This is a genomic window from Bacillus sp. V26, from assembly GCF_034296245.1.
Taxonomy (GTDB): Bacteria; Bacillota; Bacilli; order Bacillales; family Bacillaceae; genus Bacillus; species Bacillus halotolerans.
The window spans coordinates 54,422-76,251 of the sequence record NZ_JAXKQF010000003.1 but is presented as its reverse complement, the minus strand read 5'-3'; the positions used below and the strand labels follow the sequence as shown (position 1 = coordinate 76,251).

Annotated in this window: 25 protein-coding genes and 1 tRNA gene; 19 read left to right on the top strand and 7 right to left on the bottom strand. The window is 43.6% G+C overall.

Annotation, left to right across the window (positions count from 1 at the left end; translation table 11 throughout):
* The first annotated feature begins 18 nt into the window (after window positions 1-18).
* The 9 genes from UJ203_RS11195 to UJ203_RS11155 all read left to right on the top strand — a co-directional run bounded on the left by UJ203_RS11195 (window position 19) and on the right by UJ203_RS11155 (window position 9,118).
* Window positions 19-1,473: a tetratricopeptide repeat protein gene (locus UJ203_RS11195; RefSeq protein ID WP_322010783.1), complete on the top strand. Its 1,455-nt coding sequence runs from the start codon at window positions 19-21 to the stop codon at window positions 1,471-1,473.
* 381 nt (window positions 1,474-1,854) lie between these two features.
* Complete coding sequence (gene cwlO, locus UJ203_RS11190) at window positions 1,855-3,267, top strand: peptidoglycan DL-endopeptidase CwlO (protein WP_322010781.1); 1,413 nt, start codon at window positions 1,855-1,857, stop codon at window positions 3,265-3,267.
* Window positions 3,268-3,485: 218 nt separating this feature from the next.
* The gene (gene trxB / locus UJ203_RS11185; RefSeq protein WP_044159317.1) at window positions 3,486-4,436 is read left to right on the top strand and encodes a thioredoxin-disulfide reductase; all 951 of its coding nucleotides are present in this window, start codon (window positions 3,486-3,488) and stop codon (window positions 4,434-4,436) included.
* A gap of 318 nt (window positions 4,437-4,754) precedes the next feature.
* On the top strand, window positions 4,755-5,231 hold the full coding sequence (locus UJ203_RS11180; RefSeq protein WP_105953983.1) for an 8-oxo-dGTP diphosphatase: 477 nt from the start codon (window positions 4,755-4,757) through the stop codon (window positions 5,229-5,231).
* 24 nt (window positions 5,232-5,255) lie between these two features.
* A complete protein-coding gene (rapZ, locus tag UJ203_RS11175) occupies window positions 5,256-6,143 on the top strand; it encodes an RNase adapter RapZ (protein ID WP_105953982.1) in 888 nt (295 codons plus the stop codon).
* A 1-nt stretch (window position 6,144) separates the two neighbouring features.
* Window positions 6,145-7,098, top strand: a complete 954-nt coding sequence (gene mgfK / locus UJ203_RS11170) for a gluconeogenesis morphogenetic factor (protein WP_105954130.1) — start codon at window positions 6,145-6,147, stop codon at window positions 7,096-7,098.
* 22 nt (window positions 7,099-7,120) lie between these two features.
* Window positions 7,121-8,071, top strand: a complete 951-nt coding sequence (whiA, locus tag UJ203_RS11165) for a DNA-binding protein WhiA (protein WP_024122966.1) — start codon at window positions 7,121-7,123, stop codon at window positions 8,069-8,071.
* 23 nt (window positions 8,072-8,094) lie between these two features.
* Entirely contained in the window at window positions 8,095-8,352 is a 258-nt protein-coding gene (locus UJ203_RS11160; protein WP_024122965.1) for an HPr family phosphocarrier protein, read from the top strand.
* Between the two features lie 10 nt (window positions 8,353-8,362).
* Entirely contained in the window at window positions 8,363-9,118 is a 756-nt protein-coding gene (locus UJ203_RS11155) for an arylamine N-acetyltransferase (RefSeq protein ID WP_322010774.1), read from the top strand.
* Between the two features lie 35 nt (window positions 9,119-9,153).
* Here the strand turns inward: UJ203_RS11155 and UJ203_RS11150 are convergent, their stop codons facing one another.
* Complete coding sequence (locus UJ203_RS11150) at window positions 9,154-9,363, bottom strand: hypothetical protein (RefSeq protein WP_010331995.1); 210 nt, start codon at window positions 9,361-9,363, stop codon at window positions 9,154-9,156.
* Window positions 9,364-9,511: 148 nt separating this feature from the next.
* Between UJ203_RS11150 and UJ203_RS11145 the strand changes: the two genes are divergently transcribed.
* From UJ203_RS11145 to UJ203_RS11130, 4 genes are all read left to right on the top strand, one after another.
* Entirely contained in the window at window positions 9,512-10,225 is a 714-nt protein-coding gene (locus tag UJ203_RS11145) for a response regulator transcription factor (protein WP_322010769.1), read from the top strand.
* A complete protein-coding gene (locus UJ203_RS11140; protein ID WP_322010768.1) occupies window positions 10,219-11,289 on the top strand; it encodes a HAMP domain-containing histidine kinase in 1,071 nt (356 codons plus the stop codon). The genes UJ203_RS11145 and UJ203_RS11140 overlap by 7 nt, the downstream gene beginning before the upstream one ends.
* A gap of 84 nt (window positions 11,290-11,373) precedes the next feature.
* Window positions 11,374-12,153 carry a lantibiotic ABC transporter ATP-binding protein PsdA gene (gene psdA / locus UJ203_RS11135; protein WP_322010767.1) on the top strand — a complete coding sequence of 260 codons (780 nt, stop codon included), beginning with the start codon at window positions 11,374-11,376 and terminating at the stop codon, window positions 12,151-12,153.
* Complete coding sequence (locus UJ203_RS11130; protein ID WP_105953978.1) at window positions 12,128-14,068, top strand: FtsX-like permease family protein; 1,941 nt, start codon at window positions 12,128-12,130, stop codon at window positions 14,066-14,068. The genes psdA and UJ203_RS11130 overlap by 26 nt, the downstream gene beginning before the upstream one ends.
* Window positions 14,069-14,105: 37 nt before the next feature.
* On the opposite strand, the gene UJ203_RS11125 is transcribed toward UJ203_RS11130, so the two are convergent.
* Window positions 14,106-15,083, bottom strand: coding sequence for a 2-hydroxyacid dehydrogenase (locus UJ203_RS11125; RefSeq protein ID WP_095712950.1), 978 nt, complete (start codon window positions 15,081-15,083; stop codon window positions 14,106-14,108).
* Here UJ203_RS11125 and UJ203_RS11120 point away from each other — a divergent pair.
* The 3 genes from UJ203_RS11120 (at window position 15,058) to UJ203_RS11110 (ending at window position 17,700) form a co-directional block, all read left to right on the top strand.
* Entirely contained in the window at window positions 15,058-15,225 is a 168-nt protein-coding gene (locus UJ203_RS11120) for a hypothetical protein (RefSeq protein WP_322011469.1), read from the top strand. The genes UJ203_RS11125 and UJ203_RS11120 overlap by 26 nt on opposite strands.
* Window positions 15,226-15,486: 261 nt before the next feature.
* On the top strand, window positions 15,487-16,071 hold the full coding sequence (locus tag UJ203_RS11115; RefSeq protein WP_322010762.1) for a carbonic anhydrase: 585 nt from the start codon (window positions 15,487-15,489) through the stop codon (window positions 16,069-16,071).
* Between the two features lie 18 nt (window positions 16,072-16,089).
* Entirely contained in the window at window positions 16,090-17,700 is a 1,611-nt protein-coding gene (locus tag UJ203_RS11110) for a SulP family inorganic anion transporter (protein ID WP_105953976.1), read from the top strand.
* Between the two features lie 27 nt (window positions 17,701-17,727).
* On the opposite strand, the gene UJ203_RS11105 is transcribed toward UJ203_RS11110, so the two are convergent.
* Window positions 17,728-18,048, bottom strand: a complete 321-nt coding sequence (locus tag UJ203_RS11105; protein ID WP_003219846.1) for a MazG nucleotide pyrophosphohydrolase domain-containing protein — start codon at window positions 18,046-18,048, stop codon at window positions 17,728-17,730.
* A 116-nt stretch (window positions 18,049-18,164) separates the two neighbouring features.
* Here UJ203_RS11105 and UJ203_RS11100 point away from each other — a divergent pair, with 116 nt between their 5' ends.
* Window positions 18,165-18,740, top strand: coding sequence for a TIGR00730 family Rossman fold protein (locus UJ203_RS11100; protein WP_024122955.1), 576 nt, complete (start codon window positions 18,165-18,167; stop codon window positions 18,738-18,740).
* 34 nt (window positions 18,741-18,774) lie between these two features.
* Here the strand turns inward: UJ203_RS11100 and clpP are convergent, their stop codons facing one another.
* Entirely contained in the window at window positions 18,775-19,371 is a 597-nt protein-coding gene (gene clpP, locus UJ203_RS11095; protein WP_003219849.1) for an ATP-dependent Clp endopeptidase proteolytic subunit ClpP, read from the bottom strand.
* A gap of 280 nt (window positions 19,372-19,651) precedes the next feature.
* On the opposite strand from clpP, the gene UJ203_RS11090 reads away from it, so the two are divergent.
* Window positions 19,652-19,727 (top strand) — tRNA-Arg (locus UJ203_RS11090).
* 149 nt (window positions 19,728-19,876) lie between these two features.
* Window positions 19,877-20,392, top strand: a complete 516-nt coding sequence (locus tag UJ203_RS11085; RefSeq protein WP_024122953.1) for a DUF3231 family protein — start codon at window positions 19,877-19,879, stop codon at window positions 20,390-20,392.
* Window positions 20,393-20,435: 43 nt separating this feature from the next.
* Here UJ203_RS11085 and UJ203_RS11080 read toward each other — a convergent pair whose 3' ends face one another.
* The 3 genes from UJ203_RS11080 to UJ203_RS11070 form a co-directional block, all read right to left on the bottom strand.
* Window positions 20,436-20,750 carry a DMT family transporter gene (locus tag UJ203_RS11080; protein ID WP_024122952.1) on the bottom strand — a complete coding sequence of 105 codons (315 nt, stop codon included), beginning with the start codon at window positions 20,748-20,750 and terminating at the stop codon, window positions 20,436-20,438.
* On the bottom strand, window positions 20,750-21,085 hold the full coding sequence (locus tag UJ203_RS11075) for a DMT family transporter (protein WP_044160350.1): 336 nt from the start codon (window positions 21,083-21,085) through the stop codon (window positions 20,750-20,752). The genes UJ203_RS11080 and UJ203_RS11075 overlap by 1 nt, the downstream gene beginning before the upstream one ends.
* Before the next feature lie 77 nt (window positions 21,086-21,162).
* On the bottom strand, window positions 21,163-21,747 hold the full coding sequence (locus tag UJ203_RS11070) for a TetR family transcriptional regulator (protein ID WP_322010755.1): 585 nt from the start codon (window positions 21,745-21,747) through the stop codon (window positions 21,163-21,165).
* Between the last annotated feature and the right edge of the window lie 83 nt (window positions 21,748-21,830).

The following is a 21,830-nucleotide window of genomic DNA, read 5'->3' as shown; positions in this document are numbered from 1 at the left end:
ATAAAACGGAGGGTAGTTGTGGGAAAACACACTTCTGAACATAAAAATCACGCACAAATTGTCCAGCTGCTTCAAGATGGACATTATTTTTTTCATAAAGGTTTGAAAGCGTATAAAGAACGCAATCTGAAGCGGGCAAGCAAGCTGATCCAGCGCGCGGTTCATTTGGAGCCGAAGGATTCAGAGATGCTTTCGCAGCTTGCGGTCATTTATTCTGAGATGGGGCAATACCAGGAATCAAACGATTTGCTTGATTATATTTTGGCGAATCTTGAGACGGAAATGCCGGAATGCCATTATTTTAAAGCAAATAACTTTGCCCATCTGGGACTCTTTCAGGAAGCTTATAAAGAAGCTGCTGCTTATTCAGACGCTGATCCGGACGGTGAATTTTCCGAAGAGAATGATAGTCTGCTAGAACTGCTTGATTTAGGAGACGGCGGGCCTGAGGATTCTTTATATGATCAGGATGAATTGCTTATTAAACAGGACCGGGCGAAGTCCTTGCTTGAAAGCGGTCAGCTTGCTGAAGCCGTTGCAGCCCTTGAGGAAATCACACACGAATATCCTGAGCTTTGGTCCGCTTATAATAATCTCGCCCTTGCCCACTTTTATTCCGGCAATGTTGTGAAAGCGAAACAAACGGCTTATCAAGTGCTAAATAATAATGAAGGAAATCTTCACGCATTATGTAATCTTCTCGTTTTCTACTATTATGAAAGAGAAGATGAAAAGGTGGCAGAGCTGAGTGATCAGCTTTCAAATGTATATCCGATGTTATTTGAACAGCGCTATAAACTGGGTGCCACTCTGTCGCTTGTCGGCCGGTATGATATCGGGTACAAATGGCTCAGATCACTATATAAAAGCGGTTTTGAAGGAGACGACACATTCTACTATTGGCTCTCGTGCTCTGCTTACTTTACGGGCCATAAAGAATTTGCCGAAACGGTATGGAGAAAAGTCGAGTCGCAATATCCAGGAGCAGACCGTCCGGCTCCATGGATTGAGCGGCGGGAAGTACTTCCTTCGTCAGTAGAACAGCGATTGGCGGCCTATTATATCAGCAGCACCAAGGGTGAAACGGAGCATCTTGAAGCCGTGATACGCTCGAAGCGCATCACCGCTCCTTTTGAAAACCATTTTGTTAAGCTGCTCTTAAACGGAGATTCCGCAGCAGCAGATGTGTCAGAGGATGCGCTTTTCGCTTATCAAACGGTTAAATTGCTGGAAGAAGTAGAACAAGATGAGATGAAAACAGAAGTCATGAGCTGCTGGGTATTCCATGTGATACAGCAAATCCGCGCAGCGGGGCCGCTGAAAAATGTGAGCGGATGGGCTGCGGCTATCTACTATATTTGGAAAGAAGCCCATGGCAAACATGACACCAAAAAAGATACGGCAGCCCAATTTGGCATCTCTCCGGCTACTTTGACGAAATATATGAAATATATTGATGATATTTTAGAATAGTATATTGATTGAGAGTTGATTCGCAGAATCAACTCTCTTTTTATTCTAAGAAGTATATTAAGAAAGTAATATCGACAGGTTTTTTATCAATTTAAGAAAAATGACAAATGATGTGCAACCTGACATCTGTTTGAAACACAAATGTAATAAAATTTATCGCTAATTTGTCGAAACTTGATGGTATAATGATTCTCGTACATAAGGAATTAGTGTTTTTTACATATGATGTGAAATAAACGCTATACACCCAGATTAAGAGATGCACAGAATAATTAACCATAAACAATCATCATTCCTCGTAGAGTATGAGGAACGAAACTTGATGTTCAAAATACAATTCCAAATGAGAACAGGTTCACAGTAAAAGGGAGGATATAAAAAGTGAGAAAGAGTTTATTGACACTTGGTTTGGCTTCCGTCATCGGGACAAGCAGTTTTTTGATCCCATTTACAAGTAAAACTGCATCGGCGGAAACATTAGATGAAAAGAAACAAAAAATCGAAAGCAAGCAATCTGAGGTTGCTTCCAGCATTGAAGCGAAGGAAAAAGAATTAACTGAGCTTCAGGAAAACCAATCAAAGATTGAAAAAGAACTGAAAGACATTAACGCTAAGGCGCTCGATACAAGCAACAAAATTGATGATAAAAAAGAAGAAAACGATAAAACAAAAGAAGAAATCAAAAAACTGAAAAAAGAGATTAAAGAAACAGAAGCACGCATCGAAAAACGCAACGAAATCCTGAAAAAACGCGTTCGTTCTTTACAGGAAAGCGGCGGATCTCAAGGATACATAGATGTCCTTTTAGGATCAACGAGCTTTGGTGATTTTATCTCACGTGCGACTGCGGTTTCATCTATTGTTGATGCAGACAAAGATTTAATCAAGCAGCAAGAGCAGGATAAAGCGAAGCTTGAAGACTCTGAAGCAGATCTGAATGATAAGCTGAAAGAAGTACAAGCTGCACTGGCTAAATTAGAAACAATGCAAAAAGATCTTGATAAACAGCTTGATGAAAAAGACAAGCTTTTCGACGAAGCAAAGGACAGCCAGAAGAAAACAGCTGACGCGATTTCTGAATTAAAATCAGAAGCAGCTGACCTTGCAAACCAAAAAGCAGATACTGAAGAAGAACAAGCGCGTATCAAAAAACAACAAGAAGCTGCGGCTGCCCTGATCAAAAAGCAGGAAGAAGCACAAAAAGCATCTGATGAAACACAAACAGATGACAGCCAATCGGCTACAACTGAAACAGCAAAAGCAAGCTCATCTGATGATGATTCTTCAGACAACTCTTCTAAAGGTTCATCTAACAGTTCGTCTAACGGCTCATCTTCTAAGAAGAGCAGCAGCTCAAGCAATAACTCAGGCGGCACTGTCATCAGCAACTCAGGCGGAATTGAAGGCGCGATCAGCGTTGGTTCAAGCATTGTCGGACAATCTCCGTACAAGTTTGGCGGCGGACGCTCTCAGTCTGATATCAACAACCGTATTTTTGACTGCTCATCATTCGTTCGCTGGGCTTACGCTTCTGCAGGTGTCAACCTTGGACCTGTCGGCGGAACAACGACTGATACTTTAGTTGGAAGAGGACAAGCTGTAAGCGCGTCAGACATGAAACGCGGAGACTTAGTTTTCTTTGACACATACAAAACAAATGGTCACGTTGGAATCTACTTAGGAAACGGTACGTTCCTTAACGACAATACATCTCATGGTGTATCTGTTGACTCTATGAACAACGTGTACTGGAAAAAAGCATTTAAAGGCGTTGTAAGACGTGTTGTTCAATAATAAATAAGACAAGGGCCTTCTATGGACAGAAGGCTCTTTCTTTATTAACATACATACCCTTTTGAAATATATTTAATCGCGTTTTGAAAAAAATGAGCAAAAAAATGGCGTATCACCATGAGATTTTATAGGATATGGGTAAGGAATACGTTTGATGGGGATTCTTATCATATAAGGAAGAGCCCAACTCGAAAAGACGTTTTAAGGAGTGAATGAGTGTGTCAGAAGAAAAAATATATGACGTGATTATTATCGGCGCGGGTCCCGCTGGGATGACGGCCGCTGTATACACATCTAGAGCAAACTTATCGACATTAATGATTGAAAGAGGAATTCCGGGCGGCCAAATGGCAAACACGGAAGATGTTGAGAACTATCCAGGTTTCGAAAGCATCCTCGGACCTGAGCTTTCCAACAAAATGTTTGAACACGCGAAGAAATTCGGCGCGGAATACGCTTATGGCGATATTAAAGAAATTGTGGACGGCAAAGAGTACAAAGTTGTGAAAGCCGGTTCAAAAGAATATAAAGCACGTGCTGTTATCATTGCCGCAGGTGCAGAGTATAAAAAAATCGGCGTGCCTGGCGAAAAAGAATTGGGCGGCCGCGGTGTTTCGTATTGTGCAGTATGTGACGGCGCTTTCTTTAAAGGCAAAGAGTTGGTTGTTGTCGGTGGAGGAGACTCAGCGGTTGAAGAAGGCGTGTACTTAACACGTTTCGCTTCAAAAGTAACGATTGTTCACAGACGTGACAAACTCCGTGCGCAAAGCATTCTCCAAGCGAGAGCGTTTGATAATGAAAAAGTAGATTTCTTATGGAATAAAACCGTGAAGGAAATTCATGAGGAAAACGGCAAAGTCGGCAAAGTGACGCTTGTGGATACGGTAACTGGTGAAGAAAGTGAATTCACAACAGACGGCGTATTCATTTATATCGGTATGCTTCCTCTGTCTAAACCGTTTGAAAACCTTGGCATCACAAATGAAGAAGGCTACATCGAAACTAATGACCGAATGGAAACAAAGGTTGAAGGGATTTTCGCAGCCGGAGACATTCGCGAAAAATCATTGCGCCAAATCGTAACGGCTACAGGTGACGGAAGCATTGCGGCACAGAGCGTACAGCATTATGTCGAAGAGCTCCAGGAAACGCTGAAAACCTTAAAATAAAAAGGGTTGTCATATGAGTTTCACATAACGTTACTGGGTTTTAATTCCGCTGTAACAGTTGTGTAAAACTTATCGGTTATGATTAATAAAGTAATTGACCCCCTTTTTATAATGAATACACTTTTGGCACGGATTCTCCAGTTATCCGTGTCCTTTTTTTGTCCAAAAATAATAGACAATTTCCTTTCACAACAAAATCATCTGAACGCGGGAAAGAATATGCTGTAAAATAGAAGAAAAGATTGTCAATGTCTCTTCATTGTGAGAGGCATCTTGAAACGGTATAATAAAGAGAAGATGACAGGACGAGAAGGTTAGGTGACGTACTTGCAAAGAGTGACAAATTGTGTTCTCAAGGCGGATGACAACGTTCTTCTTCTTCAAAAGCCAAGACGCGGCTGGTGGGTCGCGCCGGGAGGCAAGATGGAGAGCGGAGAATCAGTCAGGGATTCCGTCATCAGAGAATTCAGAGAAGAGACTGGTATCTATATCATAAATCCCCAGCTAAAAGGCGTTTTTACCTTTATTATTAAAGACGGTGACCACATTGTGTCTGAGTGGATGATGTTTACGTTTGTTGCTGATTCCTATACGGGAGAAAATGTGTCTGAATCAGAAGAAGGCATTTTGCAGTGGCACAATGTGAAGGATATTCAAAACCTGCCTATGGCCCCGGGAGACGGCCATATCCTCGACTTTATGATGAAGGGACAAGGGCTGCTGCACGGCACATTTACGTATACACCGGAGTTTGAGCTGCTCAGTTATCGTTTAGATCCGCAGCACATCAAATAGAAAGACAAGTCAGGGGGGAGAAAGATGAGTGTTAGTGAATCACATGATATTCAGCTTGTCATTATAACCGGTATGTCGGGAGCGGGAAAAACCGTTGCGATTCAAAGCTTTGAGGATCTCGGCTATTTCTGCGTCGATAATCTGCCGCCTTCATTGCTTCCGAAATTTTTAGAGCTGATGAAGGAATCAAATTCGAAAATGAGCAAGGTCGCGCTTGTTATGGATTTGCGCGGCCGTGAATTTTTTGACCGGCTGATTGAGGCGCTGGATGAAATGGCGGAAAATCCGTGGATTACACCGCGAATTTTATTTTTAGACGCGAAGGATTCGATTCTCGTGACAAGATATAAAGAAACGAGACGTTCGCATCCGCTGGCAGTGACTGGTCTTCCGCTCGAAGGCATCGCGCTGGAACGTGAGCTGCTTGAGGAATTAAAAGGCCGCTCTCAAATGATTTATGATACATCAGACATGAAGCCGCGCGATCTGCGCGAGAAAATTGTAAAGCATTTTGCGACAAACCAAGGAGAGACATTTACGGTAAATGTCATGTCATTTGGTTTTAAATACGGTATTCCGATTGATGCCGATCTCGTCTTTGATGTCAGATTTTTGCCGAATCCATATTATATCGAAAGCATGAGGCCGCTGACCGGAAAAGATGAAGAGGTATCCTCTTACGTCATGAAGTGGAATGAAACACAAAAGTTCAATGAAAAATTAATCGATTTACTCAGCTTCATGCTGCCGTCCTACAAAAGAGAAGGAAAGAGCCAGCTCGTCATTGCGATCGGCTGCACAGGGGGCCAGCACCGCTCTGTGACACTTGCCGAGCATTTAGCTGACTATTTCAAAAAGGATTACTATACTCATGTTACTCACCGGGACATTGAAAAGAGAAGCCGGAAATAAGATGGGACAAAAACCGAAAATCGCAATCTTTGGCGGCGGCACGGGCCTTTCTGTATTGCTTCGGGGCTTAAAGCATAAACCCGTTGATATTACGGCGATTGTCACAGTTGCTGATGACGGAGGTAGCTCGGGGCGGCTGCGGAACGAACTGCAAATCCCGCCACCAGGAGACATCAGAAATGTACTTGCCGCTTTATCCGATGTGGAGCCGCTAGTTGAAGACCTCTTTCAGCACCGCTTTAATAAAGGGAACGACTTAACGGGGCATTCACTCGGAAATTTAATTTTGGCAGCGATGACGAATATAACCGGTGATTTTTTTCACGCTGTCACAGAAATGAGCAAGGTGCTGAATGTAAGAGGAAAGGTGTTGCCGGCAGCCAATGCCAGTGTTGTTCTGCATGCCGAAATGGAGGACGGCCGCGTGGTCTCAGGCGAGTCCACTATTCCGGAGTACGGCCAGCGTATTAAGCGCGTTTTTCTGACGCCTGAAAACATTGATCCGCTGCCGGAAACGATAGACGTGATCAGGGAAGCGGATCTGATTATTATCGGACCGGGGAGCCTTTATACCAGTATTCTTCCTAATTTGCTCGTCCCAAAAATTGGAGAAGAAGTGATCAAGGCGCCGGCGAAAAAAGTGTATATCTGCAACGTGATGACACAGCCCGGAGAAACGCTGCATTATACCGCTGCCGATCATGTGAAAGCGCTCAATCAGCATATGGGCTGCGGCTTTATCGATACCATACTTGTTAACAGTGAAGACATTCCTGACGAAATAAAACGTAAGTACGCAGTAGAATCGGCGCGTCCTGTTGATTTTGATATCGAAGAGCTGAAAGCGATGGGGCTTGAAGTTATCAGAGATCAAATCGTAACACATAAAAATGACGTAATTCGTCACGATACACATAAAGTGGCTTCTCTTCTTGTCGATTTACTGAAAGAATGAAGCCTTGAAATGAGGTGGCTATATGTCATTTGCATCGGAAACAAAAAAAGAATTAACGAACCTGGAAGTGAAGGACTGCTGCATTAAGGCAGAGCTGTCTGCGCTTATCCGAATGAATGGATCTTTATCATTTGCTAATCGCCATCTCGTACTTGATGTTCAAACTGAAAATGCAGCGATTGCCCGCCGCATCTATACATTGCTGAAAAGACAATATGATGTGTCGGTTGAGCTGCTGGTCAGAAAGAAAATGCGGCTGAAAAAGAATAACGTCTATATTGTGCGTTTTTCAGAGAATGCAAAGTTCATCTTAGAGGATTTAAAAATACTTGGCGAGAATTTTGTGTTTGAGCGAAATATTTCAAAAGAGCTTGTCAAAAAGAGATGCTGCAAGCGTTCTTACATGAGAGGGGCATTTTTGGCGGGAGGTTCAGTCAATAACCCTGAAACCTCCTCGTACCATCTGGAAATTTTTTCTCTTTATAAAGAGCATAACGATTCATTATGCGACCTGTTAAATGAGTTTCATTTAAACAGCAAAACGCTCGAACGGAAAAAAGGCTATATCACTTATTTAAAAGAGGCGGAAAAGATTACTGAATTTCTGAACGTGATCGGCGCACATAATTCGCTGCTGCGTTTTGAGGATGTCAGAATCGTCAGAGACATGAGAAATTCGGTTAATCGCCTTGTCAATTGTGAAACAGCCAACTTAAACAAAACCATCGGGGCTTCGCTCAGACAGGTAGAAAATATTAAATACATCGATGAAAGAATCGGCTTGGAGGCGCTTCCTGAAAAACTTCGGGAAATCGCGCAGCTGCGGATTGATTACCAGGAAGTGACGCTGAAAGAGCTGGGAGAAATGGTAGCGAGCGGAAAAATCAGCAAATCAGGGATCAATCACAGGCTGAGAAAACTTGACGAAATCGCAGAACAGCTGCGGACAGGGCAAACCGTCACTTTAAAATAACCGTAAAGAAAAGGGGAGATCTTATGGTTCAGCAGAAAGTGGAAGTTCGATTAAAGACAGGACTGCAGGCGCGTCCTGCTGCTTTGTTTGTACAAGAAGCAAACCGGTTTACGTCAGATGTGTTTCTTGAGAAGGATGGGAAAAAAGTAAATGCGAAAAGCATCATGGGACTGATGAGCCTTGCAGTAAGCACAGGCACAGAAGTCACATTGATTGCCGAGGGAGAAGATGAACAAGAGGCGCTGGAAAAGCTTTCGGCGTATGTTCAAGAGGAAGTTTAGGTGATGCAAAATGAATGATTTTCTGAAAGACTGTTTTAAGAAAATCGGCTGGAAGAAGGATCATGTCAGCTTTGACGATCTTCCCCTTTTTCTAAAAGCAATGGCGTACCGATACCCTTTTGAAAACCGGGCAGTTCTTGCAAAAGAGAATTATAAGGTAACCAAAGAGGAGCTTTGGCGCCGTCTGATCAAAGAGCAGCATGGGGGACTATGCTACGACCTGAATGGTTTTCTTTACTATGTCTTACACGATGCCGGTTTTCATGTGAAGCTCATTCGCGGAACAGTTTATGCAGGAAAGCAAGAAGAGTGGGCATTAGAAGGAACCCATGCTGCTGTATGGCTGTCGGCAGAAAAGGGAGATTACATTGTTGATATTGGTTTTGGCATCAACCTGGCGCTGGAGCCGATACCGCTTTCCAGAGAAACGGTACAATCTCCTGTGGGAGCCTTCCGAATCAAGGAAAAAGCGACGGAAATGGGCACTCATGTTCTGTTGATGGACAAAGGAGAAGGCTGGCAAATCGGTTATGCCTTTACCCTTGAAGAGAGGGATCCCGGTGATTTAGATGACATGAAGGACCTGATTCATTCTCATGAAAAATCTCCTTTTAACAAATCACTGCTCGCCTCAAAGTTGACACCGAACGGGCGGATGGTCATGTCAGACCGCCATTTTACGATTCATGAAAACGGCGGAGAAGGCCAAAAAAGTGACATCGCCCCTTCAGAGTTTGAAGAGAAATTAAACACTTATTTTTTGTAATGTGAAAAGCTTGCAGACATACTGCAAGCTTTTTCTTATGAACAAGTATTGATTACTACATCAAATGCATCTTCCGGGATATACAGTTTCCCTTTTTCATATTGATAAGGAATGTGATTCTCTTTAAAGCACTCTTTTTCGTATTCAGTCAGTGAATCTCCAATTTCTATGTATTCCCCGGTATAGTTCGGCTGGCATGCTGAAAGAGTTGACGTAATGGTTACAAGTAGCATGATTATCTTCATAATGACACCTACTTATTAAGAAATTTTTACCTTTTTTCATTCTACCATAACGAATAGAAAAAGACCGATTTACTATCCCCCACATGCTATAATGAATTTTGGAATCTTCTAGAAAAATCACCGTGCTAGACATATAAGGGGGATAAATGTGTATCGGATCTTACTCGTGGAAGATGATGAACGGATTGCTTCATTGCTGGGCGGCCATCTTCAGAAATACGGATATCATATAAAAATAGCTGAAAAGCTGAATGACATAAAGGAAGAATTTACGGAAATGAAACCGGATCTTGTGCTGCTCGATATTAATCTCCCTTTTTTTGACGGGTTTTATTGGTGCAGGCAAATCCGTACCATTTCCAATGCTCCGATTATTTTTATCTCGGCGCGGACTGATGAACTGAATCAGGTGATGGCGATTGAGAACGGGGGCGATGACTATATCACAAAGCCGTTTCACTTAGAAGTCGTCATGGCCAAAATCAAAAGCGTGCTGCGCCGGACTTATGGTGAGTATTCTCCTTCTTTGTCTCAGGAATCAAGACTGGTGGAGCTTGGCGGTCTAACGATATATCCAGATCAATATGAAGCGGAGTGGAAGAACAGCCGCATCTCGTTTTCACAAAAAGAATTTCAGCTGCTTTCGATTTTCATAAGAGAGCATAAAAAAATTGTCTCGCGTGATGAATTGCTGGAGGCATTATGGGACGACGTCGATTTTGTTGATGATAATACATTAACGGTTAATGTAAACCGGCTGCGGAGAAAGCTGGAGAATGCCGGATTGAAAGACGCCATTGCAACCATCAGGGGGCAGGGCTATGTATTTGAAGTCAATCGGAAGGATGAACGGGAGTGTTAAAGACTTATATAATCGACCGATTAGCCATTATTCTTTTTTCGTTATTAAGCATAGGTGCCGCTATGTTTATTGCCTATTTAAGCATTATAGAGAGCGGTGCCGAGCCTTCTGCAGAAAATATGATGTACATATGGGTTCTGCCTGGTGTCCTTTTGGCGGCTGGTTTTACTGCCGATTACATCCGGCAAGTGTCCTTTCTGGCATTTTTGAAAAAACTGGCCGACCAGGCACCCGCTTCAAGTGACATAGGGCGGTCACTTGAAGCCCGCAAGCCAAGAACAAGAGAGCAAGCCCTCTGGACAAAAATGATTAACGCGCTTGGTGATCAATATGCCGGAAAGCTCTCACAATATATCAATAAACAAAAACAGCATTATACATTTACGAATCAATGGATTCACCATATGAAAACACCCGTATCCGTCATCTCCTTAATGATTCAGGAAGGAAAGAACGGGACCGCTTCTTCCTTTCAGACATTTTTAGAGGAGCTGGAAGATGAAAATGAACGGTTTCGCCACGGGCTGGATATGATGCTGCAAACAGCCCGGCTGGAGGAGTTCGCTTTTGATGTTAAACCAGAAACCTTTGATTTGACAGAGCTTGTCCGCTCATTGATCAATCAGGAAAAACGGCAGTTTATTAAACGGCGGCTTTTTCCGAAATTACATGTGCCGCCAAACGCCGTCCAGGTTTCCAGTGATCAAAAGTGGCTTTCCTTTGTTGTGGAGCAAATCCTTTTCAATGCCCTGAAATATTCAAAGCAAGGCGTTGGGGACCATATTACCATCCGGATTGAAACGCAAGGCCATGAAACGCGTTTATCAGTTGCAGATGACGGTATCGGCATTCCGGCGCAGGATCTTCCCCGGATTTTTGATCCGTTTTTTACTGGTGAAAACGGGCGAAGCATGACGCAGGCGACAGGAATGGGCCTATATTTGGCGAAAGAGGTGTGCAGCCAGCTGGGCCATAAACTGTCCGCTCAATCAAAAGAGGGAGCGGGCACCGTGATGACAATCGTCTTTTCAAGTGACATCCTGGCGAATGTGACAGCATTGTAAGGTTCGAAAGCGAGATTGAAAGAAAGTTCGATGGGAGGCTGCTGACTTCCTTTTTATAATAAAGAAAAAAGGAGGATCAGAGGCATGAACGTGCTGCAAACAACGAAGCTGTCAAAAACATATTATTCAAATAAAGGAACGATGTCATATCAGGCGCTTAGCGATTTTGACCTCAGTGTAAATAAAGGAGAATTTGTCGGCATCATGGGGCCGTCGGGAAGCGGAAAAACCACGCTCCTGAATTTGCTGGCCACCATTGATAAGCCGACCCAGGGCGAGATGATGATCAACGGCATAAAACCGAAAACGTTAAAGGATCAAGAGATGGCTCTGTTTCGCAGAAGAGAGCTGGGCTTTGTCTTCCAGGACTTTAACCTGCTTGATACGCTGACGATTCGGGAAAACATCCTGCTTCCGCTCGCGTTGGACAAGGTAAAGCTGAGTGAAATGGAAAACCGCTTAGATGAACTGGCAGATACATTGCAAATCAAACATATTCTGGACCACCGTACATACGAAGTGTCCGGAGGCCAGCAGCAGCGTGCGGCCTGTGCAAGAGCCATTATTCATAATCCGGCTCTGATATTGGCGGATGAACCGACAGGCAACCTTGATTCAAAATCTGCAAAACAGGTCATGAACACGCTGGCTCAGCTAAATGAAGAAAAGGAAGCAACGATACTATTGGTTACGCATGATGCCACAGCGGCAAGCTTCTGTAAACGGATCGTCTTTATTAAAGACGGAAGATTTTTTTCAGAGATCCGCAGGGGAACGAATCAGCAGGTGTTTTATCAAAGTATCCTAGATACCCTGAGTGTGTTGGGAGGCGATTTTCATGAATTTGAGAACCATCGCCCGTAAGAACATTATTGGGAATCTGCAAAGATATGTTGCTTACTTTTTAAGCTGTGTGTTTGCCGTCTCGGTTTTTTTCGTCTTCACATCTTTTATTTTTCACCCGGATGTGACGGAAGACAATGTATATGGCGGAAGCCTTGTGAAAACGTGTTTGAGCGCGGCTCTTATCGTCATTATCGTGTTTTGTATATTCTTTATTTCTTATTCAAATTCAGCATTTTTACAAGCGAGAAAGAAAGAATTTGGCTTGTTTACGCTGTTCGGGACATCAAAGCAGCAGCTCCGAAAGATGATTTATTATGAGCAGTCGCTGATTTCTCTTGCGGCGATTGCGGCCGGTATCGGCACAGGGCTGTTATTTTCAAAACTTTTTTTTATGGTCATGACATGGATGCTCAGTGTGAAGGTGCCGATCTCGTTTGCGATTGTACCGAAAGCATTTGTGCTGACGGCGGTCGGTTTTCTCATATTGTTTCAAGTCCTGCTTATTTTATCGCTGGGGCAGATTCGCAAGCTCGAAATCATAGATTTGATTAAATCAGCTCAAAAACCTAAAAATTTACCGGCCTATTCAAAATGGCTCACTGTGCTGTCTTTGCTTTGTCTGGCTGGCGGTTATTATCTGTCTGCCACAGCCAATGCGATCGACATGATGTTTCGTGTCTTTCCGATTTTGATTTTAGTGTTAATCGGCACGTATTTCTTTTTTACACAAAGCAGTGTCGCGTTTTTCCGCATGCTGTACAGAAAGAAACACAGCTTTTACAAAGGAACCAATATCATTGTGCGTTCCAACATGATATTCAGGCTGAAAGATCACGCACGCATGCTGTTTTTAACCTCTGTGATTACAGCAGTCATTTTAACCGCTACAGGTGTGATCTATATGTTTTATGCTGATTTAGAAAGGCAGGAGGAGCAGAGCATTCCTCAATCTGTTGCCTGGGTGGAAAAGGACGCTTCCCGCTTTCAGGTTATGAAGCCTGAGACGGCTGAGAATACATTGAAAAGAGCAGATGCTGAGATTAAATATAAGGTGAATGCCACAGGTATTCCTGTTACATTTCAATCAGACTTGCCGTATGGAAACAGGAAAGCGGAAGCAGAGGCCTTGCTGATCTCAGAGAAAATCTATAATCAAGTCGCAAAGGAAAAAGGTTTTCCCGTTATTCATTTACAAGAAAATGAAGCGTTTATCAATGTTCCGTTTCAAATGATGGTGAAAGATACGTTCGGGGAAGGGGAAAAAGCAGCGTTTCATATGAAGTCAGGAAAATCACTTTCCTATGTCATGAAAAAGCAGCAAAACAAAGGGATATTGATGTCAGTCGGAGGAGTCAGCCGTTTATTGGTTGTCAGCGAAAAAAGCTTTGACAGCCTGACACAGGAGGTGCCGCTGAAGGATCAGACGAGAGTGGTAGGCTACGAGCTTGAGCATTGGCAGGAGACGGTGGACGTCTCTGAGAAGCTTGAAAACATGGTGCCGAAAGAACATACATCTGATTTTCAAACGCGTGCTCCGAGTTTTCAAGTTGTGAAGCAGGGAGTCGCATTAATGCTGTTTATCGGTTTGTTTGTCAGCGTGCTGTTTTTTATCGTTCAAGGAAGCATGCTGTATTTGCGGATGTTTACTGAAATAGAAGATACGAGAGTGCAAGTGTTAGCATTAAAGAGAATGGGGATTACGGACAAAGAGATTCACTCCATCCTTGGAAGACAAATTGGATTTTTGTTCTTCATCCCGTTTATCGCGGGCACGATTCACGCCGGTTTTGCGTATGTGGCGTTAAGCAACATGCTGAATGCTAACTTATTTCTTGAGGCCGTGATTGTCATCTTCATTTATTTTGTGTTCCAGGCTGTTTATTATATCGTCACTCGTCATATTTATAAGCGTGCTGTTCTCCAGCATATGTAATATGAAATCCGGTCTTCATCAGACCGGATTTTTTAATTTACTGAAATTCTCTTGTCAGATTTTTCGGTGTTTCCCCTTTGATAGCTGCGATCATGTTTTCAGCGGCCTGTTTACACATATTGAAGCGCACTTTCGCTGTTGCTGACCCAATATGCGGCAGTAGGGTGACATTGTCGAGCTGCAAGAGCGGGTTGTCTTTTGCGACAGGTTCTTCTTCGTACACGTCTAAACCGGCACCGCGAATCCAGCCTTCTTGAAGAGCGCGGATGAGGGCTTTTTCATCAACCGTCTTTCCCCGGGAAATATTGACGAAAATTGCGGAATCCTTCATCAGTTTAAATTCACGTTCCCCGATCATGTGATACGTTTCGTCAGTCAGCGGAGTAATCAGCAGAACAAAATCTGATTGCTCCAGCAGTGTGTCAAGCTCAGCGTATTTGACGCCGATGCTTTCTTCAGTTTCTTGTTTGCGATGGCGGTTATGATAAAGCACGTCCATATCGAAACCGAATTTGGCGCGTCTGGCCGCTTGCTCGCCGATTCTGCCCATGCCGATAATGCCTAATGTTTGATGATGGACGTCAATGCCGAAAAGGTCTTCTTCTTCAACCGTACCCCATTTACCGGCCCGGACGAAACGGTCCAGTTCAGCAACACGTCTGGCCGATGATAGAATTAAAGAAAAGGCCAGATCGGCTACTGTGTCATCCAGTGTATAAGGCGTATGAGTGCCGACGACGCTTTTTTCTTTCATCGCTTCTATATCAAAATTATCGTAGCCGACGGATTGATTGCTGACGACCTTCAGCTTAGGAGCATGTTCAAGCAGCTCACTGTTGATGGATGGCCCAGATGTTCCAGTAGTTAAAAGCCCTTCAGCATCTTTCATTTTTTCGAATAGCACCTCTTGCGGAAGTGTATCCTCCTGCCATATCTCATAACGGCAATGCTCACTGATCATGTTTTCAATCTCTTCAGGAATCGGTTTGGTGATAAATACAAATGGTTTCAACAAGGCTCCCCCTTTATGGCTGTTGTCTATTTTATTATATCGGAAAGAAATAGAAGTTAGAAATATTGCTGCGTTTGTTGGAATTTCTGGTTCTTTTGAACTTAAAATGATCGCGGTGATTGAAAAAATAGCAGCCTCTGCTTAAATAAGTTTTTTAATTATCTGAATTCGCCTATATTTTTTGTCAGACAAATCACCAAAATATCAGCAGAACCTGGATTATAGGATTCAATAAATATAAATTTTATTATCTTTGAAAGATATAAATTTTTGAGTTTTTATTTTACAGTCCAATTAGATCGTCTTTTGTTGAAAGCCTTTTCGCGGCCTGTTCCTATGCTATAATTCCTTACTGTAAGCTGGGTAAGAAGGCTTGCAAAATCATATGGATGGGAGATGAATTAGAATGGTTTCTTTAACATCAATTTTGGAACACAATCAGCAGTTTGTCAGAGAGAAGAAGTACGAACCCTACAAAACGACAAAATTTCCTTCAAAAAAGCTCGTTATTGTTACCTGTATGGATACAAGACTCACAGAACTTCTTCCGCAAGCAATGGGGCTTAAAAACGGCGACGCTAAGATTGTAAAAAACGCGGGAGCCATCGTTTCTCACCCATTTGGAAGTGTCATGCGCAGCATATTGGTCGCCATTTATGAATTGCAGGCTGAAGAGGTTTGCATTATCGGCCACCATGAATGCGGGATGTCAGGCCTGAATGCGGCCTCGATTCTTGAAAAAGCAAAGGAACGCGGGGTAGAAGCAAGCTGCCTGAGTTTGCTTGATAGCGCCGGATTAGATTTAAAAACTTGGCTGACCGGCTTTCACAGTGTGGAAGAAAGCGTTTCCCATAGTGTCAATATGATCAAGAATCATCCGCTGCTGCCAAAAAAGCTGCCGGTTCACGGGCTTGTGATACACCCGGAGACAGGCAAACTTAATGTCGTGATTAACGGTTATGAAACTGAGTTCATAAAGACTAATTCATAAGGGAGGTTTTAACAAAATATGCGATTCTCTGGGAGATTCAAGGGATATAATTTGCAGAAATTTCAGAAAGACCTAATTGCAGGTATCGTAGTAGGAGTCGTGGCAATTCCTTTAGGGATGGCGTTTGCCATTGCCTCGGGAGTCGAGCCTGAATACGGGCTGTATACTGTTGTCGTGGCGGGGATCTGTATTTCTTTGTTCGGGGGATCTAAATATCAAATTGGCGGTCCGACAGGCGCGTTTGTCCCGATTTTATTCGGTATCGTGATGCAGTACGGGCTGGAAAATCTGCTGATAGCGGGGTTTATGGCAGGCGTCATGCTGGTGCTGTTCGGATTGTTTAAGCTCGGCAAAATTATGAAGTACGTGCCGAAGCCAGTTATCGTCGGGTTTACGGCTGGAATTGCCGTGTTAATCTTCACTGAACAAATCGCTAATTTTCTCGGTTTGAAAAACGTAGAAAAACATGAGAACTTTCATCACAACATGTTTGAAATTGCACAGAAGCTCGGCACCTTTAACGGATATGCCATTTTGACAGCAGTCATCGGACTTGTCATTTTGCTTGTATCCGCCAAAGTGATGCCAAAGATACCCGGAGCTTTATTGGCTCTTCTCATTTCTACGCTTGTTGCAGTTGTGTTTTTCCCTGATCGTATGGCAACGATTGGCTCAACCTATGGAGAAATTCCTCGCCATTTGCCGGAATTTCAGTTTCCGGAGCTGACAATAGATAAAATGGTCATGCTGTTTCCGGCAGCGCTTGTCATCGCGCTTCTTGGCGGCCTCGAGTCAATATTATCCGCGATGGTTGCCGATAATATGAAAGGGTCAAAGCACGACAGCAACAAAGAGCTTGTCGGCCAGGGGATTGCGAATATGGCCGCGCCGCTGTTTGGCGGAATCCCGGCTACCGGAGCGATTGCGCGGACGGCAACCAATATTAAAAACGGAGCGGTTTCACCTGTCTCAGGTGTCGTTCACGGCGTCGTGGTTCTTCTTGTACTGCTTGTATTCGCGCCTTATGCTTCCCACGTTCCGCTTGCAAGTATGGCGCCGATATTGATGGTTGTCGCATGGAATATGAGTGAGCGGAAGGAAGTCGCAAATATGCTGAGACTGAAAAACGCCGATTCCTTCATTTTAGCCGCTACCTTTGCCCTGACGGTTTTGTTTGATTTAATCGTCGGTGTGGCGACCGGATTGCTGCTCGCATTTGTGTTCTTCATCAGAAGAATGAGTGAAGCGACTCGTATTCACAATCAGGAGTCTCATCCAGCTCTTGCGAAAGCGGCTAAGAGGGAGCAGGGGACAGATCCTTCCGTCAGCATGTACTCCATAGAAGGACCGCTGTTTTTCGGATCGATTGATTCGCTTGAATCATCACTGTTAGAGCATGTACAGAAAAAGCCGAAGACCCTCATTTTACTCATGAATAAAGTGCATTACATGGATACGTCCGCAGAAGCGGTGCTTGTGAACATCATGAACAGAATTAAGCGCCACAACGGAAAGCTGATGATCGTAGGGCTGCAGTCTCAGCCTAAAGAGCTCCTGCATAAAACAGGCCTCTTTCACAAAATAGGAAAGCAGCATTTCTTTGATCATCATGATGAAATCACAGGATGAAAAAACGGCCGACTAACGGCCGTTTTTTTATGCATGCTCAAATCGCTTTGTCAGTTTTTCTTGGTGGGCTTTCATCACGTCTTCTAAAGAAACGCCGTACATATCAGCAAGTATGGCGATATTTCCGATGACGTCTCCCATTTCTTCAATCAATTCTTGTTTTTGCTCAGCTCGTGTCGATTCTTTCTCATCCGGCCGGTCTCTGCCGATTTCATACGCTCTGACAGCCCGTGCCAGCTCTCCGGCTTCCTCCATTAAAAACCCGACTCGAATAAATGGTCCGTATTCCGTCCAGCCCCTTTTTTCGTAAAACTCTTTCATCCATTTTTCAGCATCAGCCAGCTGCAACATCATCACTCCTGCATTCTTTATGTATTTCATATTGATATTATCACATGAAGGTGGGACAATATATAGTGTGTTTTTTGAATGTTGACACGATATATAGATGCGGAGATGACGAGATGAAAACAATTTGTGTATTTGCGGGCTCAAACCCGGGGGGAAATGAAGCGTATAAAAGAAAAGCGACAGAGCTTGGCGTGTATATGGCAGAGCAGGGAATCGGCCTGGTATACGGGGGCTCTCGTGTAGGGTTGATGGGCGCGATTGCCGATGCGTTAATGGAAAACGGCGGCACCGCAATTGGCGTGATGCCAAGCGGCCTGTTCAGCGGAGAGGTTGTCCATCAAAATCTGACAGAGCTGATTGAAGTCAACGGCATGCATGAACGGAAGGCAAAAATGAGCGAACTGGCTGACGGCTATATCGCCATGCCGGGCGGTTTCGGTACATATGAAGAATTATTTGAAGTGCTTTGCTGGGCGCAGATCGGCATTCATCAAAAGCCGATCGGACTGTATAATGTCAACGGATATTTTGAACCGATGATGAAAATGGTCAAATACAGCATTCAAGAAGGATTTTCTAACGACTCTCATCTTAAACTGATCCACAGCTCTTCACGGCCCGATGAGTTAGTTGAGCAAATGAAGAACTACTCATATCCGATTTTAGAGAAAAAGTGGACAGAAATTTAAAAAAGAGCCCTCCGAAAGGAAGGCTCTTCTCGTTTTACTTTTGCTCTTCTGTGTTGCGAGTCAGAATTTTGTCAATCAGGCCGTATTCAAGCGCTTCTTCAGCAGACTTGAAGTTATCGCGGTCTGTGTCGCGTTCGATCACTTCAAGCGGCTGGCCAGTACGTTCAGCAAGCACTTTGTTTAATTTGTCGCGAAGCAAGAGAATGCGTTTCGCGGCAATTTCAATTTCTGTAGCTTGACCTTGAGCTCCGCCAAGAGGCTGGTGAATCATAACTTCACTGTTCGGAAGCGCATAGCGTTTGCCTTTTTCTCCGGCAGCAAGCAAGAACGCGCCCATTGACGCAGCCATACCGATACAAATTGTAGATACCTTCGGCTTAATAAACTGCATGGTATCATAGATCGCCATACCCGCCGTGATAGAGCCGCCCGGGCTGTTGATGTAAATAGAAATATCTTTTTCAGGGTCTTCCGCTTCTAAGAATAAAAGCTGTGACACGATGGAGTTCGCAACGTTGTCATCAATCGCAGATCCAAGCATGATGATACGATCCTTTAATAAACGAGAATAAATGTCATACGCTCTTTCCCCGCGGTTCGTTTGTTCAATGACTGTAGGTATTAAATTCATAATGCTCCTCCTTCACCTTTTAGGTAAGTATGTAGTTACATGATACATTTTTGGTCAATAAAGGTCAAACAAAAAGCTGGCTTGACATGCAAACTCTTCTCTTTTTCCCATTTTCCCCAAAAATACAATGGTTCAAACCATCGTATGTGAGCTTCTGAAAGAAGATGATGTGTCTTCTTAAAAAAACAGCCCTTTAAAATAGAGGGTTGTTATTTCAGCTGAAATACCGTATAATGAGTTATGCTGACGTTATCATCACGCAGTGAAAATATGTCAATATGCGCTCGTAGCTCAGTTGGATAGAGCGGTGGTTTCCGGTACCACGTCTGCCGGGGGTTCGAATCCCTCCGAGCGCGTCCAATAGAACAACAGGAAAGACAAGGGTTTGGCATTTTGCCGCTCTTGTCTTTTTTGTTTCCAGAAAACTTCTCGTGAGTACATAATTTTTCCTCCTGCTGGGCATCGTAGGTGATGAACAGTATTGAATTTGTTAAGGAGGAAGACAATGGGAATTTTAAGCGGTAATCCGCAAGAAGAACCGATGCATTACGGTGAGGTATTCAGTTTGTGGAGTTATGTGATGGCGGGAAATAAAATGATCGGCAATTACCAGATGTTATTGCATCATGTTGGTGATGGCGATTTAAAGAAGCTGCTTCGTGAGTCCATCGAGAAATGCCAAGATGAAATCAAACAGGTCAGTAATATCCTGAAAGAAAATGGCGTGGGACTTCCGCCCGCTTCTCCTGAACCGCCGGATGCAGATCTTAATGACATTCCGCCGGGCGCGCGGTTTCTCGATCCGGATGTGGCCGCATCCGCAGCGGCGCAAAATGCAGCCGGTCTTGTGACATGCAGCAAAATTATGGGGCAGTCGATTCGCGAAGACATCGCCATGATGTTTGGGCAATTTCATATGACCAAGGCGGCAACAGGGGCAAAATACTTAAGGCTGCTGAAAAACAAAGGCTGGCTCATCCCGCCGCCGCTTCATCTTCATAAACACCAGGATGATGAGTAAAAGATAAAAGGCATATACAGCTTTCTGTATATGCCTTTTATGATTAAGACGTAAGACGCAGGCCGATGACGCCGGCAAGTATCAGGCAAAGAGAAATCAGCTGAGAAAGCTGAAACCGTTCCTTAAACCAAATCAGGCTGACTGCTGTTACGCCTATGCTGCCTATACCGGTCCAGACGGCATAAGCAACACCGGAAGGCAGGACTTGCATGGCCTGCGATAGACAGTAAAAAGATAAAGCAAATCCGGCAGTCATCACAATAATCGGCCATTTTTTCTTTGTGCCGTCTATATATTTCATGGCGATGGCAGCTATAATTTCTTCTATACCCGCAATGAATAATAAAAACCACGCCATTATTTTTCACCTCTCGGCTGAGTTTTATTTTCTTTTGTGAAAAGCTTCATTCCTAAAATACCGGCTAGCAGCAGCATCAAAAAGAAGATTTGCGCTGCTGAGAAGGATTCTCCTAAGAAGATCCCGGTCGTGTAGGTTCCGACCGTTCCAATTCCGACAAATACGGTATACGCCGCGGCCATAGGAATTTTTCGATAAGAGCGGATTAACAGTATAAAGCTTATCGCTATTAATAGAAAAACGATAATCCAATCAAAAAGCGAATCCGCATGTTTGAGGGAGGAGGCCCAAACCACTTCTAGAAGCCCTGCTATCAAAACAAGTACCCAATACAACATTAACACCTCTTTTTATGAATGAACGTCAGTCATTTTTAGGCGTTAAAAAATGAGCGGTGACACCCAGTCATTTTTTAAGCTTTACCTAAGCTCCGTTTTAAGAAGGTAAAAATTTCTTTTTTAGATACTTCAAGGTTTTCATCTTGTTCAAACCCGATATAAAACCGTTCTGCTGTGTTCTCAACCAAATTGATGATGGTTCTTGCCGTCCACTTTGCATTGATGCCTTCGATCACATCTTGGCTGTCGATCGCCTTGTTGATGATGTTCTCAAGCCAGGAATAATAAGGCTGATAAATGGTCTCCCATTTTTCCATGGAATGGTCGATGGCAAGCCCCGAATAGCAGAGGACAATAATATCTTTATGGCGCTCTGTGATATGAAACGTCTCATCAATTAAGGTTTGTAAGACGGTCCAAAAATCTTCCTCGCCATTCTGTCTTCCTTTGATTTGCTCTAGCGTATGAGTGAGAAGGTTTTCCGCAATGGCCGGAATCAGAGCATTTTTGGATGAAAAATATAAATAAAACGTTCCTTGGGCAGTGCCGGCTTTTTTTACGATCTCTGAGATGGAGGCTTTATCGAGTCCCTTTTCAGAAATGACTTCAATCGCCGCCTGCAGAATCTTTTCATATTTTCCTGATGTTTGTTTTGGCATGAGGAACACCTCCTGTAATGACTGACTATCATTCATTTTATCTCGAGTGACGGCGTTTGTAAAGCGAAAAAAGAAGCAAGAGA

What these genes read in the sequence shown, in the direction of transcription:
- UJ203_RS11085 (WP_024122953.1), top strand. Translation starts at nt 19,877, where the DNA reads ATGGGAATTTTAAGCGGTAATCCGCAAGAAGAACCGATGCATTACGGT.
- psdA (WP_322010767.1), top strand. Translation starts at nt 11,374, where the DNA reads ATGAACGTGCTGCAAACAACGAAGCTGTCAAAAACATATTATTCAAAT.
- UJ203_RS11160 (WP_024122965.1), top strand. Translation starts at nt 8,095, where the DNA reads ATGGTTCAGCAGAAAGTGGAAGTTCGATTAAAGACAGGACTGCAGGCG.
- mgfK (WP_105954130.1), top strand. Translation starts at nt 6,145, where the DNA reads ATGGGACAAAAACCGAAAATCGCAATCTTTGGCGGCGGCACGGGCCTT.
- UJ203_RS11080 (WP_024122952.1), bottom strand. Translation starts at nt 20,750, where the DNA reads ATGGCGTGGTTTTTATTATTCATTGCGGGTATAGAAGAAATTATAGCT.
- UJ203_RS11150 (WP_010331995.1), bottom strand. Translation starts at nt 9,363, where the DNA reads ATGAAGATAATCATGCTACTTGTAACCATTACGTCAACTCTTTCAGCA.
- whiA (WP_024122966.1), top strand. Translation starts at nt 7,121, where the DNA reads ATGTCATTTGCATCGGAAACAAAAAAAGAATTAACGAACCTGGAAGTG.
- UJ203_RS11115 (WP_322010762.1), top strand. Translation starts at nt 15,487, where the DNA reads ATGGTTTCTTTAACATCAATTTTGGAACACAATCAGCAGTTTGTCAGA.
- UJ203_RS11070 (WP_322010755.1), bottom strand. Translation starts at nt 21,747, where the DNA reads ATGCCAAAACAAACATCAGGAAAATATGAAAAGATTCTGCAGGCGGCG.
- UJ203_RS11110 (WP_105953976.1), top strand. Translation starts at nt 16,090, where the DNA reads ATGCGATTCTCTGGGAGATTCAAGGGATATAATTTGCAGAAATTTCAG.
- clpP (WP_003219849.1), bottom strand. Translation starts at nt 19,371, where the DNA reads ATGAATTTAATACCTACAGTCATTGAACAAACGAACCGCGGGGAAAGA.
- rapZ (WP_105953982.1), top strand. Translation starts at nt 5,256, where the DNA reads ATGAGTGTTAGTGAATCACATGATATTCAGCTTGTCATTATAACCGGT.
- UJ203_RS11155 (WP_322010774.1), top strand. Translation starts at nt 8,363, where the DNA reads ATGAATGATTTTCTGAAAGACTGTTTTAAGAAAATCGGCTGGAAGAAG.
- UJ203_RS11130 (WP_105953978.1), top strand. Translation starts at nt 12,128, where the DNA reads ATGAATTTGAGAACCATCGCCCGTAAGAACATTATTGGGAATCTGCAA.
- UJ203_RS11100 (WP_024122955.1), top strand. Translation starts at nt 18,165, where the DNA reads ATGAAAACAATTTGTGTATTTGCGGGCTCAAACCCGGGGGGAAATGAA.